Consider the following 17,984-nt stretch of genomic DNA (forward strand, 5'->3'; position numbering starts at 1 on the left):
TCAGGATACGGCGCGGTCGGAGGCAGCGCTCGCTGTGTCTGTCACGTCGCCAGTGTCGCCAGTGTCCGCTGTGTCCGCTGTGTCCGCTGTGTCTCCTGTCTCTCCTCCGTCCGGAGCGTCCGGCTCCTCGGCGATGAGGGCCCGGAATCCGAAGGGCCCGAGCTCGAGCAGGAAGCCGCCGGCCGCATCGACGTCCCCGGCGCGGTGCCACGTGCCCAGGTCCTTCATCCACTGGCCCTCGCTCAGGTGCTCCGAGGCGATCCGAACGGTCAGCTCCCGCTCGGAGAAGTTGAACACCGAGAGCTGCACCGCCCCCACGGCCAGCCGGTTCACGAGCACGAGGAGTGCCGGGTCGCCCACCTCCGGTACCTCGAGCAGGGCGCCGGTGGCGATCCCGTGGCTCTCGCGCAGGTGCAGCATCGAGGAGAGCCGGCTGGCGAACGAGTCCGGATCCTCCAGCTGCTGCGGCAGCGCGCCGTAGAGGGAGCGGGCGCGCGGCATCCCCGCGGAGGACTCGGTCGCCGCGGGATTCCAATCCATGAGGTCGTGCGCGCCGCGCTCGATCCAGCGGGTGTCGCCGGTCCGGATGAGGTCGGCGACCTCGCCGTGGTCGAGCGGGAGGATGCCCGCCAGATCCCAGCCGGACAGCGCGAACACCCCCGGCTGGAGCGCGTTGTAGGCCGCCAGCAGGAGGTGGCCCGCCCGCAGCCGCGGCACGTCGTCGGCGGTGATCTCGGCCAGGTCCCGGTAGCCGAGCGCCGCCGCCACGACCGACAGGGTGGTCGAGGCGATGCCGTTCTGCGTGAAGACGGCGTTGTACGGTCCGGCCTCACCCGTGAGGTGATGGCGCAGTTCGGCCCGGATCTGGTCGCCGAGCTCCGCGCCGAGGAGGGTGCGGCCCTGGTAGGTGTACTCGTCGGCGCGATGGGCCGTGGCGAAGTGCACGAGTTCATAGGTGAGCTCGTCGTGGTTCTGCAGGGCGTGCACGAGCGAGGCCTGGTCGATTCCGATCTTCACCCCCTCGTGCAGCGTGAGCCGCAGGAACTCGGTGTCCCCCGTGGCGAACGCGTGGTGATAGGCGGGCCGGGTGATGAAGTCGTAGGAGAGGTCCGGCCCGGAGACCGACGTGGCCCGGATCGCGTCCACGGTGAGGTTGAGCTCCTGGAAGGTGAAGCCGCCGACCTTGCGCACCATCGACCCGATGAGCTGATTCGCGGCCACGGACAGCGGATGCCCCTCGGACCAGGCGGGGGCGGTCGCGTCGTCCTGCTCCTCCGCCTCGTCGTCCTCCTCCGCGCGCTCCACGCCGAGGAACCCGTTCGCGTCGAGCCGCAACCCGCCCGCGCCCAGGTCGAGCAGCGAGTGCAGCGCGTCCCCCATGACCAGCCGCATCCCGGCGAAGCTCGGATCGAGCCAGTTGATCGACGGCTGACCGTCCTTGAAATAGTGCAGGTACACCCACCGGTGGGTCTGCCCGTCCGTGCCGAGCATCTCCCGGGTCGCCGACCAGTTCGTCTCCTTGACGCCGGGCTCGTAGAAGATGACCCGCTGGAGCTCGCCGATGATGTAGCCGGCCTTCTTCAGCCGCTGCTCGGTTCCCGGGTCGAGGTTGACCGAGTCGAGCCCCTCGGGCACGTCCGGCAGCAGCGACCAGGCCTCCCGCGGGATCGAGACCATGTGGTAGATCCCCGGGTAGTCGTGGTGGTTCATCTGCGCGAGCAGGAAGTCCGCGCCCTTGCCCGTGTGGCCGGGCACGATGTCGTCGATGATCGTGGCCCCGCGGGCCGCGGCGACCTCCTGCATCGACCGGAAGTCCTCCTCCGTGCCGAACAGCGGGTCGATCGTCAGCGAGATGCGATCGAAGTGGCCGTCGATGCTCGGGGTGGGGGACCAGCCGGAGATCCCCCCGGCGAGCTTCACCGGTCCCGTGTGGATGGCGCGGATGCCGATCCGGGCGAACGCGTCCCACAGGTCCTCCCCGCCGAGGGCCGCCAGGAACGACTGCCCCGGCCGGGTGATGAAGCTCAGGGGATAGGCGGTGAACCACACCGAGGCCGTGTCCACCGCGCGGCGCGGGTTGGGGCGCGCGTACGGCATCGACCACATCTCCGGCTGGCCGGAGAGCTGACGGCTCAGGGTGGTGGCGTCGTGGAGCATCGACTGGTTCACGAGCCATTCCACGTACGCCTTGTTCGAGGCGACCGGGTCGAAGGGCGGATGCAGATCCCCCGCGAACGAGTGCCGGCGCCGCGCCCGGGGACGCAGCGACCGCGGCCGGGCCGGATAGAACTGCTCGTCGTAGCTGATCTCGGTCTCCACCGCCTCGGCGAGTTCCTCGGGGAGCTCGACCCCGGGAGCCGGAACCGGGATGGAATCGGTGTGCGGTTCGGGTTCGTTCCTGGTGGTGTGCTCGGTCATGTCACTCCATATCAGCGGGTCAACGAACGCAGCTTCCTCAACGCTACCGACACCGTGGCGATGCCGGGCTCATCCACGGCCGCGATCGCCTCGAGAGATTCGAGCGCGCGCGTGCTCGTCACGCCGCCGGCCTCGAGCCAGTCGGCGATCGCGGCGGTCACGGCGTCGGCGTCGGCCTCGGCATCGGCCGGGATCGCGCCGCCCGCGAGCACCGAGACCGTGAGCGCGATCATCACCCCGTACAGGTCGTCCCGCAGCGCCGAGCGGGCCAGCGCCGTCCACCGGTCCCCGAGCGGGAGCGAGGACGCCTTGCCGAGCAGGTCGGCGAACCCGACCCGATCCGCGAGCGCGTAGTAGACGCGGGCCACCGTCGCCGCCGGCCGGCCGTGGGCCCGCGCGGCCTCGGCGATGTCGAGCAGCGGAACGGAGGCGAGCAGCCCCGCACCCCATTCGGCGAGCTCCGCGTCCGCGCCCGCCGCCCGGTACGCGGCGACCGCGTCGGTGTACTCGGCCAGCTCCCGGCCCCGCAGGAAGTCGGCGATGCGTGGGCGCAGCTCGGTGAGCACCGGGCCGAACGCCTCGACCTCCGCCCCGATCCGCACCCGGTCCCGGTGGTGCAGGAACCAGCGCGAGGCCCGGTCGAGGACCCGCCGGAAGTCGAGGTAGAGCCGGGTCTGCACGTCGGTGGCCACGACCGTGTCCGTGGCCTCGACCGCGGCCGTGAACTCCGTCAGCGAGAAGATCTCCCGGGCGGCGACGAACGCGCGCGCGATCTCGCCCGGTCCGGCGCCGGTCTCGTCCGCGGCCCGGTACGGGAAGGAGACCCCGCCGCGGTTGATCATCGAATTGGCCACCGCGTTGACGATGATCCGCGAGCGGAGCGGATGGTCCGCGAGGTGACCGGCGAACCGCTCCCGCACCGCCGAGGGGAAATACGACGACAGGGCGGCGGCGAACCACGGATCCGCCGCCATGTCGGTCGCCGCCAGATCCTCCTTGAGGGCGAGCTTGACGTAGGCCATGAGCACCGCGAACTCCGGGCGCTCGAGGCCCCGGCCGTGGTCGATCCGGGTGGCGATCTCGGCGTCCTCCGGCAGGAACTCGAGGGATCGGTCCAGGTCGCCACGGGCCTCGAGGGACTGGATGAGCCGCTGATGCAGCGGCAGCATCCGGGCGGCGTTCACCCGCGAGTTGCCGAGCAGCACGTTCTGCTCGTAGTTGTCGCGGAGCACCTGGGCGGCGACCTCGTCGGTCATCGCGGCGAGCAGGTCGTTGCGCTCGGTCAGGGTCATCGCCCCCGAGCGCACGAGTTCGGTGAAGCCGATCTTGAGGTTCACCTCCTTGTCCGAGGTGCCCACGCCGGCGGAGTTGTCGATCGCGTCGGTGTTGATCCGCACCCCCGCCTGGGCCGCCTCGATCCGGCCGCGCTGGCTCACCCCCAGGTTCCCGCCCTCGACCACGACACGGGCGCGCAGGTCGGCGCCGTCGACCCGCACCGCGTCGCCGAGCCGGTCGCCGATCTGGGCATGGGTCTCCGACCGGGCCTTGACATAGGTGCCGATCCCGCCGTTGTAGAGCAGGTCGACCGGCGCGAGCAGGCAGGCCCGGATGAGTTCGGACGGCGTCAGCTCGCCCACGTCGTCCGCGATGCCGAGCGCCGTGCGCACCTCGGGCGTGATCGGCACGGACTTGGCGGTGCGGGGGTGGATCCCGCCGCCCGCCGAGAGCAGGGAGCGGTCGTAGTCGTCCCAGGAGGAGCGGGGCAGGTGGAAGAGCCGCTCCCGTTCGGCGAACCCGGTCGCCGGATCGGGGTCGGGGTCGAGGAACACGTGCCGGTGGTCGAAGGCCGCGACGAGCCGGAGATGGCGCGAGCGCAGCATGCCGTTGCCGAACACGTCCCCGCTCATGTCGCCGATCCCCACCACGGTGACGTCCTCGGACTGGATGTCCACGTCGAGCTCGCGGAAATGGCGCTTCGCCGACTCCCAGGCGCCCCGGGAGGTGATCCCCATGCCCTTGTGGTCGTAGCCGGCCGAGCCGCCGGAGGCGAAGGCGTCGTCGAGCCAGTAGTCGTAGGAGCGGGAGATCTCGTTCGCGAGATCGGAGAAGGAGGCGGTGCCCTTGTCCGCCGCCACCACGAGGTAGGGGTCGTCGCCGTCGTGGCGCACCACCCGATCCGGCGGCTCGACCCGGTCCCCGACCCGGTTGTCGGTCAGGTCGAGCAGGCCGCGGATGAACGAGGCGTACGCGCTGCGCCCCTCGGCCAGCCACGCGGCCCGGTCGCTCGCGGGCGGCAGCTGCTTGGCCACGAAGCCGCCCTTCGACCCCGTCGGGACGATGACCGCGTTCTTGACCATCTGCGCCTTGACCAGCCCGAGCACCTCGGTGCGGAAGTCCTCGCGCCGGTCGCTCCAGCGGAGCCCGCCCCGGGCCACCTCCCCGAAGCGCAGGTGCACGCCCTCGAGCTGCGGGGAGTACACCCAGATCTCGGCCATCGGATGCGGCTTCGGCAGCCCCGGCACCCGGGTGCAGTCGATCTTCGCCGACAGCCACGGCCGGCGCTGCCCGGAGGCGTCCACCCGATAGAAGTTCGTGCGCCAGGTCGCCTGCACGATGGCGACCAGCGACCGCAGGATCCGGTCGTGGTCGAGGCTGGCGACGTCGTCCAGGCGCTCGTGCAGGTCGGCCGCGAGCTCGTCCTCACGCTGCCTCCTCGACTCGCGGTCGCCCTCGAGGTCGGGGTCGAAGCGGGTGTGGAAGAGGGCCACGATGCCGGCCGCGAGGGCGGCGTTGGCGAGCAGGGCGACCTCGATGTACTCCATCGAGAACGCCGTGCCGCCCTGGCGCAGGTAGCGGCCGAGGGCCCGCAGGATCACGATGTCGCGCCAGCCGAGGCCCGCGGTGAGCACGAGCGAGTTGAGGGTGTCGTTCTCGCACGTGCCGGTCCACGTCGCGCGGAAGGCCTCCTCGAAGGCCGTGGCCTCCTCCTGCCCGCCCCAGCGGGCCGGCCGCTGCGGGTCGGCGCCGGCGGGGAGGGTGAGACCGAAGTCGGAGATGTGCCGGGTGGTGCCGTCGGCGAGCGTGAGCCGATAGGGGCGCTCGTCCACGACGTCGACCCCGAGCGCGGTGAGCACGGGCATCACCTGGGTCAGGGGGTACTCGCGGAACGTGACCATCTTGAACCGGCGCATCCCACCCGGGTGCGCTGCGCCGTCCTCGAGCTCGCCGGCGGCGGAGCCCGGATCGCCCTCGGCGGGGGCGTACAGGTGCAGGCGCACGTCCGAGTCGCGTTCGAGGGAGGCGAGCCGGGTGATGTCGGCGGCGGCTTCGGCCACGTCCGTGAACTCGGTGTAGGCGGTGGGGAACGCGCGCCCGTACCGGCTGAGGACGGCGGCGGCCTCGTCGTCGTCGAGCGTGTGCTGCAGGTGATCGACGAGCCGGTCCTGCCACGTGCGGATCGCGGCGGCGAGGCGATCGTTCAGGGCGCCCTCGTCGACGTCGGGCACCGGCGTGCCCTTCGGGAGCCGGACCACGAAGTGGAGCTGGGCGAGCGGGGCGTCGCTCACCTTCGTCGTGTGATCGATCGCGTCCGAACCGAACGTCTGCCGCAGCAGCGCCTCGATCGCGAGGCGCACCGTGGTCGTGTACCGGTCGCGCGGAAGGTACACGAGCGCGGAGACGAAGCGGCCGAACTCGTCGGGGCGCAGGAACACCCGCGGGCGGCGCCGCTCCGTCAGCAGCACCACCTCGCCCGCGACGGCCGCCAGGTGCTCGAGGGAGTCCTGGAACAGCTCGTCGCGCGGGTAGTTCTCGAGGACCTGGTGCAGGTCCTTGCCCGAATGGGAGGTGGGCGAGAGGTGGGAGCGGGCGAGGATCTCGGCGACCTTCGCCCCGACGATCGGGAGCTCGGTGACCGAGGAGGCGTACGCCGTCGAGGTGAACAGGCCGAGGAAGCGGCGCTCGCCGGTCACGTTCCCCGCGGCGTCGAACGTGCGCACCCCGATGTAGTCGAGGTAGGCGTCGCGGTGCACCGTCGCCCGCGAATTGGCCTTGGTGATCGTCAGGAGCCGGGCCGCGCGGGCGCTCGCGCGGGCCTCGGGGCGCAGGTGCACGACCGCCGCCGACTCCGCGTGCAGGATCCCCAGGCCGGAGCCGGCCACCGGCACGAGCACGTCCTCGCCGTCGCGCTCGGTCAGCTCGTACTCGCGGTAGCCGAGGAAGGTGAAGTGATCGTTCGCGAGCCACGCGAGGAAGTCGATCGTGGGCTCGACCGTCTCCGGCGGAACCGTGGTCGGGGCGCCGGCGCGCAGGCCGGTGACGATGTCACGGCAGGCCGCGCGCATCGCCTGCCAGTCGGTCACGGCGGCGTGGACGTCGCCGAGCACCGCGCGCATGCGCGCGCCGACCTCCTCGTGATGGGCAGCGGTCGTGAGGCGTGAGACCTCGAGATGCATCCAGGACTCCGACCGGGTGTGCTCGGTGGGGCCCGGGTGCACCCGGACCAGCTCCCCGCCCGCGTCCCGCTCGACGTCGAGGATCGGGTGCACGAGCAGGTGCAGCGAGCAGCCCAGCGCGACGACGGCCGCCGTGATCGAGTCGACGAGGAACGGGGCGTCGTCGATGCAGATGTCGACGATCGTGCGCCGCGAGGTCCAGCCGTGCTCGCTCACGGTCGGGGTGAACACGTGCACGAGGGCCTCGCCCGGCCGGCGGAGGGCGGCCAGTTCGCGCAGGGATCCCGCGGCGCCGACGAGCCCGGCGGGGGAGCGGTCGAGGAGGTCCTCGGTCGCGACGTGGGCCACGACCTGCTCCAGCAGGGGGTGCAGCCCCGGATCGAGACGCTCGGTCTCCGCGAGGAGGGCGCGTCGGCGCGCGGCGAGATCGGTACTCATGCCTCCAGGGTTACCCATCGGGAGCCGTGCTGTCAGCTTGGTCCGCGGGTCGGGCGGGTTTTCCCGTCCGGGGGAGGCCGTCGATGCCTATGCTGGGGCGATGAGCACTCACATCGGGGCGCCCGAGGGCGCCATCGCCCCCGTCGTCCTGCTGCCCGGTGACCCGATGCGCGCGAAGTGGATCGCCGAGACCTTCCTCACCGACGCCACCTGCTACAACGAGGTGCGCGGCATGTACGGCTTCACCGGCACGTGGAACGGGCGGCGGGTCTCCGTGCAGGGCACCGGCATGGGCCAGCCCTCCGCGGCGATCTACATCACCGAGCTCATCGAGCACTACGGCGCGAGCACCCTCGTGCGGGTCGGGTCCTGCGGCTCGATGGTCGAGGACGTGCAGATCCGCGACGTCGTCCTCGCCAGCGGGGCCTGCACGGATTCGGCGATGAACCGGCTGCGCTTCTCCGGCCTCGACTACGCGCCCGTGGCCGACTTCTCCCTCCTGCGTGCGGCCGCCGACGCCGCCGACGCGATGGCGGAGGTGCGTTCCCACGTCGGGCTCATCTACTCCTCCGACTCCTTCTACCCGGCCCGCCCGGAGCTGCCGAAGCGGCTCGCCGACTACGGCGTGCTCGGGGTGGAGATGGAGGCGAGCGCCCTCTACACGATCGCCGCCGGGCACGGGGCCCGGGCGCTGGCCGTGTGCACCGTGTCCGACCACCTCGTCACGGGGGCGGAGACCACCTCCGCCGAGCGCGAGCAGTCCTTCTCGGCGATGATCGAGATCGGACTGAGCGCCGCCTTCGCCAGCCAGCATCAGGCGCCGCCGACGTTCAGCGTGAGCGGCTCGTAGGGCCCGTCCCGATCACAGGATCGCGCCCGGGTTGAGGAGCCCGTGCGGGTCGAGGGCGTCCTTGACCGTCTTGTTCAGGCGCATGACGTCGGGGCCGACGTAGCCGGGCAGCCACGCCTTCTTCGTGCGGCCCACGCCGTGCTCGCCCGTGATCGTGCCGCCGAGCCCGATCGCCAGGTCCATCACCTCGCCGTAGGCCGCCTCGGCGCGCGCGGCCTGGGAGGAGTCGGCCGGATCGAACACGACGAGTGGGTGGGTGTTGCCGTCGCCGGCGTGCGCGATGACGCTGATCGTCACCCCGTTCCGGGTCGCGATCGCGTCGATGCCGGTGACGAGGGCTCCCAGCTGCGGCAGCGGCACGCCCACGTCGCCGAGCAGCAGCCGGCCCGTCCGCTCGACCGCCGGGATCGCCGCCCGTCGCGCGGCCGTGTACGCCTCGCCGGTCTCGGCGTCGTCGGTCACGAGTACCTCCGTGGCCCCGAACTCCCGGAATATCGCGGCGATCTGCTCGATCTCGCGGGTCCCGGCCTCGCCGGGCTGGTCGGACTGGGCGATGAGCATCGCCTGTGCCGCGCGGTCGAGCCCGTAGGCGTGGACGTCCTCGACGGCCTCGATCGCCGCGTGGTCCATGAACTCGAGCATCGAGGCCCGAACCGCCCCGGCGACCCGCAGGACCGCCGCGCATGCGGCCTCGAGGTCGGCGAAGGTGGCCACCGCCGTGCACGCCGGCGGGGGCGGGGGCACGAGCCGCAGCACGATCCCGGTGATGATCCCGAGGGTGCCCTCGCTGCCCACGAACAGCTTCGTCAGGGACAGCCCGGCGGCCTCCTTGAGCCGCGGCCCGCCCAGGTCGACCGCCGTGCCGTCGGCGAGCACGACGGTCAGGCCGAGCACGTAGTCGGTGGTCACGCCGTACTTGACGCAGCACAGGCCGCCGGCGTTCGTGGCCACGTTGCCGCCGATCGTGGAGAATTCCACGCTCGCCGGATCCGGCGGGTACCAGAGTCCGACCTCGGCGCAGGCCCGCTTCAGGTCGGCGTTGATCACGCCGGGTTCCACGAACGCCATCCGGGTGACCGGGTCGATCTCGAGCCCCGTCATCTCCGCCATCGACACCACGAGGGCGCCGTCGACGGCGGACGCGCCCCCGGACAGGCCCGAACCCGCGCCGCGCGGGACGATCGCAATCCCCGCACCGGCCGCGTGGCGCACGATCTGCTGCACCTGCTCGGTGGAGCGGGGCAGCAGCACGGCCGCCGGCATGCCCGCATTCGGGTCGAGGGCGCGATCCCATCGGTGGGCCTCGCGGGCGGCGAGATCGCCCAGCACCGTGACGCCCGGCAGCGCCCGTCGAAGCGCCGCGAGTCGATCGTCGGGCCGGTCCTCGGTGCCCGCGCCGGACGTCGTCATCGGCCCCACCCTTCGTTCGGAGACGACCCGACCCTACCGGCCCCGCGGGCCGTCAGGCGAGGAGCGCCCGGTCGTCCAGGGCGGCGCCCTTGACCTTGCCGAATTCGGCCAGCAGCCCGGCCACCGTGAGCTTCTTCTTCGCCTCGTCGCCCGCGGAGAACACGATCCGGCCCTCGTGCATCATGACGAGCCGGTTGCCGAGCTCAAGGGCCTGCTCCATGTTGTGGGTGACCATGAGGGTGGTGAGGCCCTCGGCGGCGACGATCCGGGCCGTCAGCTCCGTCACGAGCTTGGCGCGCTGGGGGTCGAGGGCCGCGGTGTGCTCGTCGAGGAGCAGGATCCGCGGATGGGTGAACCCCGCCATGAGCAGCGAGAGCGCCTGCCGCTGCCCGCCCGAGAGGAGCCCGACCCGCGCCTTGAGCCGATCCTCCAGCCCGAGGTCGAGCGTGCGCAGCTCCTCGCGGAATTGGGCGCGGCGGGCCGCCGTCACGCCCCAGCGGAGCGTGCGGGGCCGGCCGCGGCGCAGCGCGAGCGCGAGGTTCTCCTCGATCGTCAGGTCGGGGGCGGTACCGGCCAGCGGGTCCTGGAACACCCGCCCCAGGAAGCGGGCCCGCTGGTACTCCCGGAGCCTGCGCACGTTCGTGCCGTCGATCTCGATCGTGCCCGAGTCGATCGGCAGCCGGCCCGAGATCGAGTTGAGGAGCGTGGACTTGCCGGCGCCGTTGGAGCCGATGATCGTGACGAAGTCGCCCTCGGCCAGGTCCAGGCTCAGCTCGCGCAGGGCCCGGCGCTCGTTGATCGTGCCGGGGAAGAAGGTCTTGGAGATCGAGTCGATGGTGAGCATGGCGTCCCCTCAGTGCTTCGAGTCCGTGGCGGCGACGTGCGACGCGCGCGCGTCCGAATCGGTCGCCGAACCGATCCCGGAACCGGTCGCCGAACCGGTCTTCGGGCCCGTCACCGCATCGGTGCCCGGACCGTCCGGCGCCGGCGACCCGGGTCCGGCGAAGACGACCCGCCCACCCCGGCTCCGCAGCGCGGGAAGACGCTTGAGGAAGCCCCAGCGGGGCAGCAGCAGCGCCGCGATGACGAGCAGCGCCGTCACCAGTTTCATGTCGTTCGGATTGAGCCCGACCTCGAGCGCGAGGAAGATGATGATCCGGTAGAGCGCGGCGCCGGCCACGACGGCGAGCGCGGCGATGAGGATGGTCCGCTGCCCGAACACGGCCTGGCCGAGGATGACCGAGGCGAGGCCGATGAGGATGAGCCCGATCCCCATCGAGATGTCGGCGTAGCCCTGGTACTGCGCCACGATCGCCCCGCAGAGCGCCACGAGCATGTTCGACAGCGCGAGGGTGAGGATCGAGGTGCGGTCGGTGTTGACGCCGAACGAGCGGATCATCTGCCCGTTGTTGCCGGTGGCCTGGATGGCGAGCCCGAGGTCCGTGCGGAGGAACCACGTGACGATGACGGCGAGCGCGATGCCCACGCCGGCGAAGATGGCGATGCCCACGACGCCGTGGCCCAGGTAGCCGCCGTCGCGCAGCGGGGAGATGAGGGTCTGCTCGCGCAACAGCGGCAGGTTGGCCTTGTCCATGATCCGCAGGTTGATCGACCACAGGGCGATCATCGTGAGGATCCCGGCGAGCAGGCCGTCGATCTTGCCCTTCGTGTGCAGCACCCCGGTGAACGCGCCCGCGAGCAGGCCCGCGCCGCCGCCCGCGAGGGTGGCGAGCACGGGGCTCTGCCCCGACGTGATCAGAGCGGCCGCCGTGGCGGCGCCGGTGGTGAAGCTTCCGTCGACGGTCAGGTCGGGGAAGTTGAGAACTCGGAACGTCAGGTACACGCCCAGTGCCATGACGCCGTAGATGAAACCGAGCTCGAGTGCTCCGATCATGACCGATCCTTCGGGTGGGGGCCCGGCCGGTGGCTGTGCCGGTCGGTGCGGGCGGCCGCGAACAGGTCGCGGCCGCCCGGGACGATTACTCGATGACCTTATCGGCCCGGTCGACCACGGAATCGGGCAGGGTGACGCCCATCCGCTCCGCCGCGGCCGGGTTGATCACGAGCTGGAGCGTCTTGAGGGTCTCGACCGGCATCGTGGCGGGGTCGGCGCCGTCGACGATCGCCACGCCCATCTCACCGGTCTGCAGACCGAGCGCCTCGTAGTCGATGCCGACGGTGGCGATGGCCCCGCCCTCGACCGTTCCGGCCTCGGCGCCGATGAGCGCGATGCCCTTGGACTCGGCCAGCTGCACGAGCGCGGCGATGCCCGAGACCACGGCGTTGTCGGTGGGCACGTAGATCGCGTCGACGTCGCCGAGGGACTCGGCGCTCTGCTGGATCTCGGAGGCGTTCGTGATCGTGGCCTCGACGATCTCCAGGCCGAGGCCGCCGGCGGCCTCCTTCGCGAGCTCCACCTGGACCTCGGAGTTCACCTCGCCGGAGGAGTAGACGATGCCGACCTTGGTGGCATCCGGCAGGATCTCCTTGAGGAGTGCGAGCTGGTCGGCGACCGGGTTGAGGTCGGAGGTGCCGGTCACGTTCGCGCCCGGTGCCTCGTTCGAGGCGACGAGGCCGGCGGCGACCGGGTCGGTCACGGCCGTGAAAAGCACGGGCACGTCCGTGAGCGCCTGCGCGGCGGCCTGGGCCGACGGGGTCGCGACGGCGAGCACGAGGTCGAGGTCGTCTCCGGCGAAGGTCGAGGCGATCGTCGTGGTGTTCGCCACATCGCCCGCGGCGTTCTGTTCGTCGAAGGTGACGGTCTCACCCTCGACGTAGCCGGCGTCGAGGAACGCCTGCTTGAAGCCGGTGGTGGCCGCGTCCAGGGCGGGGTGCTGCACGAACTGGCTGATGCCCACGGTGATCGGGGTGAGTCCGTCCCCGCCGGCGGCGTCGCCGTCGGGCGTGCCGGCGGCCTCGCCGGAGGAACCGCAGGCGGCGAGCGCCAGGGCGGCGGCTCCGAGGACACCCGTGAGCGCCAGTGCTCGGCGGCGGGGAAGTACGTTCGTCATGCTTCAATCCTTCGATCGTCATCCGAGGGTATTCGGAAGGCTCCGGACATCTTAATTGCCCGGCCGCACTTCCCGCGTTCTTCCTCGGTTCCACCCGCGTGATCTCACCTTGTGGTCGCGGGCGGTCGCGGGCGGTCGCGGGATGTCGTGGGTGGTCGCGGGATGTCCGTGCCACGCTGTATACCTAAGGCACCGATGGAAACGAGGATCACGATGACCACACCGACGTTGAGCGCCCCCGTCCTGGCCGAATACATCCCCGGCCGCAGGGTCCGCGCGGTCGCGCTCGTGCTGACCGGCACGATCCTGCTGACGATCGCGGGCCAGGTCGCCGTTCCGCTTCCGTTCACGCCCGTGCCGGTCTCGCTGGCCACCGGCGCCGTGGTGCTCATCGGCGCGGCAATGGGTCCGGCGCTCGGGGCGAGCAGCGTGCTGCTCTACCTCGTGGCCGGCCTCGCGGGCGCCCCGCTGTTCGCCGATCAGGCCTCCGGCTGGGCGTTCGCCTCGTTCGGCTACATCCTCGGTTACATCCCCGCCGTCGTGCTCGCCGGAATGCTCGCGCGGCGCCGCGCCGACCGCAGCGTCGGGCGCACGATCCTGCTGACGGCGCTCGCCTCCCTGGCCGTGTACGCGCTCGGTCTCCCGTGGCTCATGGCGTTCCTCGGGGTCGACCTCGGCACCGGGCTCGCCCTCGGAGTCACCCCCTTCCTCATCGGCGACGCCGTGAAGATGGCCGCCGCCGCGATCGTGCTGCCCGGGGCGTGGAAGATCGCGCAGCGGGTCCGCGGCGAGGGGTAGCCCGCCGACTCGAGCCCCGGCCGGGCCCACCCGGCCCCGCCCTCAGCACTCCTCGTCGTCGGCGTGGAGCTTGCTCAGCAGGGCGTGCAACTGCTCCCGTTCGCGCTCGCTCAGCGGGGCGAACAAGTCCGCGGCGTTCGGGCGGCGCGCGGCCAGATCCTCGTGCAGCCGCGCGCCCGCCTCGGTGAGCTCGACCGCGGTCGCCCGCCGGTCGGTCGGTGAGGGGCGGCGCTGCACGAGCCCCTTCTCGCACAGCGCGTCGACGACCTCCGTGACGGAGCGGGCGGCGATCCGCAACCGGGCCGCCAGGTCCGAGAGCCGCAACTCACCCGTGCCGCGCCCGTGCTCGCGACAGTCGCCGCCTGGGCCCGCGTCGGCGCCGTCCCCGCGTGCCCGGCCGAGCCCATAGCCGCGCCCCTGATGCCCGGGCCCGCCGCCCTGATGCCCAGGCCCGCCGCCATGATGTCCGGGCCCGCCGCCGTGGCGGGCGATCATGAGGAACGCCCCCGCCTGGTGCGGCGTGAGCCCGTACGGCTTGAGCGCGGCCATCCGCGCCCGCCGGAGCCGGCGGGCGGTCGCCATGACGAGCCCGGCCAGGTCGGAGCGCGCCTCACCGGCGTGATCGGGCCCGCCGGCCTCGCTGGCGTGATCGGACCGCCCGGCCTCGCTGCGTGCGTCGGACCGACCGGCCTCGCCGTGTGCGTCGGAGCGCCCGGCCTCACTGTGTGCGGCGGACCGACCGGGTTCGCTGTGTGCGTCCGGCCGATCGGCCTCGTCCGATGTGCGGCTCGGCTCGCTCATGCCCGGCTCCTCCCGCCTGATGTCGCACGTGTCACGCTCACCCTAGCCCATTGCCTGGTCGCCTCATAGTGAGGTAGCCTCACCAATGTTCCAGGAAGGGAGCACGCGCATGCCCAGCACCACAGATCGACGAGCCGGTCGCCCCGACGCGCCCGCGGCTCCGCCGGATGCCGGCCCCGGCCACAGGTCCCACGGCGCCGCGCGGGTGAGTGCGGCCGACCGCGAGCAGCTCGCCGAGCACCCGGTCTCGCTGCGCCGCGTCACCGCACTCTTCCGGCCCTACCGCGGGCGCGTCGCCCTCGTCACCGTGCTCATCGCGCTCACCTCGCTCGTCGGCCTCGCCACCCCGTTCCTCATCAAGCGGGCCATCGACGAGGCGATCCCCGGCCAGGACGTTCCCCTGCTCGTCGGCCTCGTCGCCGGGATGATCGGCGTCACGGTCGTCGCCGCCGTCTTCGGGATCCTGCAGACCTGGATCGCGACCGACATCGGCCAGCGGATCATGCACGCCCTGCGCACCGACGTGTTCACCCACCTGCAGCGGATGCCGCTCGGCTTCTTCACCCGCACCCGCGGCGGCGAGGTCCAGTCCCGCCTGACGAACGACATCAACGGCATGCAGTCGGTGGTGACCAACTCCGCCACCTCGATCGCCTCGAACGTGACCACCGCGGTCGGCACGGCGATCGCCATGGCCGCGCTCTCGTGGCGCCTCTCCCTGCTCAGCCTCGTCGTGCTCCCGCCCGCGATCCTCATCACCCGCCGGGTCGCCCGCATGCGTCGCCGCGTCGCCGGCGCGGCCCAGCGCTCGCTCGCCGACCTGCAGACCCAGATCGAGGAGTCCCTCTCCGCCGGCGGCGTCCAGCTGTCGAAGACCCTCGCCTCGGGCGAGCAGCTCTCGGAGAGGTTCGCTGCGACGTCCCAAGGCCTGACCGAACTCGAGGTGCAGTCCCAGGTCGCCGGCCGCTGGCGGATGGCGAGCCTGTCGATGATCTTCGGCGCGATCCCCGCGCTCATCTACCTCATCGCCGGGCTGCCGGCGACGTCGGGCGGCATGACGATCGGCACGCTCGTCGCCTTCGCCGGACTGCAGCAGAGCCTGTTCCGCCCCCTCATGGGCGTGCTCGGCGTCGGCGTGCAGGTCACCACCTCGATGGCGCTGTTCTCGCGCGTGTTCGAGTACCTCGACCTGCCGATCGAGCTGACCGACCCGGCCCACCCCGTGCCCGTGCCGCCCGGCCGCGGCCGGCTGCGCTTGGACGACGTCCGGTTCCGTTATCCGGGTGCGCTCACCGACGCGCTGGATCAGGTGGGCATGGACGTGCCGGCGGGCGCCACGGTCGGGATCGTCGGGGCCACCGGCTCGGGCAAGTCGACCCTCGCGGCGCTGCTGTCGCGCCTGCACGACCCGGACCGGGGAGCCGTGAGCATCGACGGGGCCGACCTGCGCGACCTGCGCCTGGCCGACGTGGCGAGCCTCGTCGGGGTCGTCTCCCAGGACACCTACCTGTTGCACACCTCGATCGCGGAGAACCTCCGCTACGCCCGGCCGGACGCGAGCGACGCGGACCTCGTGGCGGCCGCGCGGGCGGCCCAGATCCACGACCTCATCGTCTCCCTGCCCGAGGGGTACGACACGGTGGTCGGCTCGCGGGGCTACCGCTTCTCCGGCGGGGAGCGCCAGCGGATCGCCCTCGCCCGCACGATCCTGCGCGACCCGCGCGTGCTCGTGCTCGACGAGGCCACGAGCGCCCTCGACACCGTGACCGAACGGGCCGTCCAACGCGCGCTCGACGTCGTGAGCGCCGGCCGCACGACGGTGGTCATCGCCCACCGGCTCTCGACGATCCGCGCGGCCGATCAGATCCTCGTGTTCGATCACGGTCGAATCCTCGAGCGGGGGACCCACGACGAACTCCTCGCCGCCGCCGGCGCCTACGCCCGGCTCGTGGCGGAGGCGGAGATCGCCGGCACGGATCGCGTGCCCGATCGGGCAGTGCTCGCCGGAACCTCTGGCCGAGCCGGATAGACGAAGGTAGCGTGAGCGCCTTCATCAGCCTTGCGATGGTGGAAGGGGCCGACGATGGCGCTCACCTGGAGGAACCCCGCGAGTGGTCGCGGCCGCGGCATGATCGACACGCAGCTCGGCCCAGTCGGCCCGGAACTCGGCCCGGAACTCGGCCCGGAACTCGGCACGCAGTTGCGGCGCCGACCGCCGCGCGCGACGGGCGTGCTGGCCACGCTCTCTCTCCTCTCCATGCTGTTCGTGCTCGCCGGGGCATCGACGGCGACAGCCGCCTCGTCGGACATCACGAGCGCCGGCCCGCTCACGACCATCACGATCACGGACGACCTCAACTGCGCGGTCAACCACGCGGCCGACACCCGTCCGGAGTGGTATGAGGCCACCGCGTGCGGCACGCTCGTCGCGGTCGACGGCCACCTGTACGGTCCCGCCGCCATCCCGGCGGGCGGGTCGGCCACGGGCGTGGCGGGGTACGTGGCGTTCACGCCCGTGAGCCAGTCCGGACCGACCGGCTCCGGGAGCGCGGCCTCCCCGTATGCAGTCACCACGGTCGTCGATCTGGGGGAGACCGGGATCCGCCTGACCCAGACCGACAGGTACGTCGTGGGCGAGGAGACCTACCGCACCGACGTCTCGCTCGCGAGCACGAACGGAAGCGCCTACTCCGCGATCGTCTACCGGGCCGGGGACTGCTACCTCCAGAACGACGACGTGGGCCGGGGCCGGATCGACTCCGGCGGCGTGCCGGTGTGCCAGGCGCGGGCAGGGTCGGACAACCCCGACCGGATCGAGGCGTTTTATCCGCTCACCGCCGGCAGCAACTACATCGAGGCGTTCTACGACGACATGTGGGCCGCGGTCGGTGCCATGACGAACCTGCCCGACACGTGCGTGTGCACCGGAGAGCACGACAATGCGGTCGCGATCAGCTGGCCCGTCGAGCTCGCGGCCTCCGGGACCGCGACGACCCTGTCGAGCCTGACGATCTTCTCCCCGCTCGGGGCCACCCCGGTCCGGTTCGCGAAGACGGCCGACGACGACGCCGTGACCGTGCCCGACCAGGCGACGAGCGGCTACACGATCACCATGTCAAACGAGGGCGCCGTCGAGCGGACCCTCACGAGCATCACCGACACCCTGCCGGCCGGCTTCGCCTACGACCCGGGATCGACCACCGGGGCCACGACGACGGATCCGGCGGTCTCCGGACAGGAGATCACGTGGACCGGCACGTTCACGGTCCCGGCCGCCACCGAGGCCGGGCCGGGCACGCTCACCCTGCACTTCGGCGTGACCCTGCCGACCGTCGCGGGCACCTACACGAACTCCGTCGGCGGCACGGGCGAGGGCGTGACCGTCATCGCGGCCGACGGAACCGCGCCGATCACGATCACCGTCGCGGGCGAACCGACCGAGTCGCCCACCGAGACGCCGACGGAGACCGAGTCGCCGACCGAGCCGCCCACGGAGACGGAGTCGCCGACGGAATCGCCGACCGGGACCGAGACGCCCACGCAGTCCGAATCGCCGACGGAATCGCCGACCTCGACGGGCGGCGGGTCCGGCACGGGTGGCACGGAGGGCACGTCGACTGGCGCCTCCGGCACCTCGTCCGGCACACACGCCTCCGGCACGGCTGGGACATCCGGAACGCCGATGCCCGACACGGGCACCTCGCCCGACGCGGCGCTCATCGCGGCCGGCACGCTCCTACTCGGCGGGGCCGCGGCGATGACCCTCGCGCGGGTGCGACGCGCGCGCTCGATGGGCCGCTGACC

The 17,984-nt window shown here is 72.1% G+C and carries 11 protein-coding genes; 4 read left to right on the plus strand and 7 right to left on the minus strand.

All coding sequences use genetic code 11. The annotated features are described in order from the left end of the window. Entirely contained in the window at positions 1 to 2,418 is a 2,418-nt protein-coding gene (gene treS, locus GCE65_RS01015) for a maltose alpha-D-glucosyltransferase (protein ID WP_153877068.1), read from the minus strand. A gap of 11 nt (positions 2,419 to 2,429) precedes the next feature. Beyond that, on the minus strand, positions 2,430 to 7,310 hold the full coding sequence (locus GCE65_RS01020) for an NAD-glutamate dehydrogenase (protein ID WP_153877069.1): 4,881 nt from the start codon (positions 7,308 to 7,310) through the stop codon (positions 2,430 to 2,432). Positions 7,311 to 7,410: 100 nt separating this feature from the next. On the opposite strand from GCE65_RS01020, the gene deoD reads away from it, so the two are divergent. Then, a complete protein-coding gene (gene deoD / locus GCE65_RS01025) occupies positions 7,411 to 8,160 on the plus strand; it encodes a purine-nucleoside phosphorylase (RefSeq protein WP_153877070.1) in 750 nt (249 codons plus the stop codon). A 12-nt stretch (positions 8,161 to 8,172) separates the two neighbouring features. On the opposite strand, the gene GCE65_RS01030 is transcribed toward deoD, so the two are convergent. From GCE65_RS01030 to GCE65_RS01045, 4 genes are all read right to left on the minus strand, one after another. Further along, positions 8,173 to 9,570, minus strand: coding sequence for an FAD-binding oxidoreductase (locus GCE65_RS01030; protein ID WP_153877071.1), 1,398 nt, complete (start codon positions 9,568 to 9,570; stop codon positions 8,173 to 8,175). 52 nt (positions 9,571 to 9,622) lie between these two features. Next, positions 9,623 to 10,414, minus strand: a complete 792-nt coding sequence (locus GCE65_RS01035; RefSeq protein ID WP_152817858.1) for an ABC transporter ATP-binding protein — start codon at positions 10,412 to 10,414, stop codon at positions 9,623 to 9,625. A 9-nt stretch (positions 10,415 to 10,423) separates the two neighbouring features. After that, a complete protein-coding gene (locus GCE65_RS01040; RefSeq protein WP_153877072.1) occupies positions 10,424 to 11,464 on the minus strand; it encodes an ABC transporter permease in 1,041 nt (346 codons plus the stop codon). An 85-nt stretch (positions 11,465 to 11,549) separates the two neighbouring features. Next, positions 11,550 to 12,581 (minus strand): ABC transporter substrate-binding protein, encoded by a 1,032-nt coding sequence (locus GCE65_RS01045; protein ID WP_152817856.1) that lies wholly within the window; start codon positions 12,579 to 12,581, stop codon positions 11,550 to 11,552. 213 nt (positions 12,582 to 12,794) lie between these two features. Here GCE65_RS01045 and GCE65_RS01050 point away from each other — a divergent pair, with 213 nt between their 5' ends. Further along, positions 12,795 to 13,379 carry a biotin transporter BioY gene (locus GCE65_RS01050; protein ID WP_152817855.1) on the plus strand — a complete coding sequence of 195 codons (585 nt, stop codon included), beginning with the start codon at positions 12,795 to 12,797 and terminating at the stop codon, positions 13,377 to 13,379. 42 nt (positions 13,380 to 13,421) lie between these two features. On the opposite strand, the gene GCE65_RS01055 is transcribed toward GCE65_RS01050, so the two are convergent. Continuing rightward, positions 13,422 to 14,180, minus strand: a complete 759-nt coding sequence (locus tag GCE65_RS01055; RefSeq protein WP_228760045.1) for a MarR family winged helix-turn-helix transcriptional regulator — start codon at positions 14,178 to 14,180, stop codon at positions 13,422 to 13,424. A gap of 109 nt (positions 14,181 to 14,289) precedes the next feature. On the opposite strand from GCE65_RS01055, the gene GCE65_RS01060 reads away from it, so the two are divergent. Next, on the plus strand, positions 14,290 to 16,209 hold the full coding sequence (locus GCE65_RS01060) for an ABC transporter ATP-binding protein (protein WP_153877073.1): 1,920 nt from the start codon (positions 14,290 to 14,292) through the stop codon (positions 16,207 to 16,209). 54 nt (positions 16,210 to 16,263) lie between these two features. Beyond that, on the plus strand, positions 16,264 to 17,982 hold the full coding sequence (locus GCE65_RS01065) for a DUF11 domain-containing protein (protein WP_153877074.1): 1,719 nt from the start codon (positions 16,264 to 16,266) through the stop codon (positions 17,980 to 17,982). Positions 17,983 to 17,984 lie beyond the last annotated feature (2 nt).

This window comes from Pseudactinotalea sp. HY158, assembly GCF_009660225.1.
GTDB lineage: Bacteria > Actinomycetota > Actinomycetes > Actinomycetales > Beutenbergiaceae > HY158.

Bases quoted from the DNA above. Each gene is read 5' to 3' on its own strand.
- GCE65_RS01055 (WP_228760045.1), bottom strand. From the start codon at position 14,180: ATGAGCGAGCCGAGCCGCACATCGGACGAGGCCGATCGGCCGGACGCA.
- GCE65_RS01065 (WP_153877074.1), top strand. From the start codon at position 16,264: ATGGCGCTCACCTGGAGGAACCCCGCGAGTGGTCGCGGCCGCGGCATG.
- GCE65_RS01035 (WP_152817858.1), bottom strand. From the start codon at position 10,414: ATGCTCACCATCGACTCGATCTCCAAGACCTTCTTCCCCGGCACGATC.
- deoD (WP_153877070.1), top strand. From the start codon at position 7,411: ATGAGCACTCACATCGGGGCGCCCGAGGGCGCCATCGCCCCCGTCGTC.
- GCE65_RS01045 (WP_152817856.1), bottom strand. From the start codon at position 12,581: ATGACGAACGTACTTCCCCGCCGCCGAGCACTGGCGCTCACGGGTGTC.
- GCE65_RS01020 (WP_153877069.1), bottom strand. From the start codon at position 7,310: ATGAGTACCGATCTCGCCGCGCGCCGACGCGCCCTCCTCGCGGAGACC.
- GCE65_RS01060 (WP_153877073.1), top strand. From the start codon at position 14,290: ATGCCCAGCACCACAGATCGACGAGCCGGTCGCCCCGACGCGCCCGCG.
- GCE65_RS01030 (WP_153877071.1), bottom strand. From the start codon at position 9,570: ATGACGACGTCCGGCGCGGGCACCGAGGACCGGCCCGACGATCGACTC.
- GCE65_RS01050 (WP_152817855.1), top strand. From the start codon at position 12,795: ATGACCACACCGACGTTGAGCGCCCCCGTCCTGGCCGAATACATCCCC.
- treS (WP_153877068.1), bottom strand. From the start codon at position 2,418: ATGACCGAGCACACCACCAGGAACGAACCCGAACCGCACACCGATTCC.
- GCE65_RS01040 (WP_153877072.1), bottom strand. From the start codon at position 11,464: ATGATCGGAGCACTCGAGCTCGGTTTCATCTACGGCGTCATGGCACTG.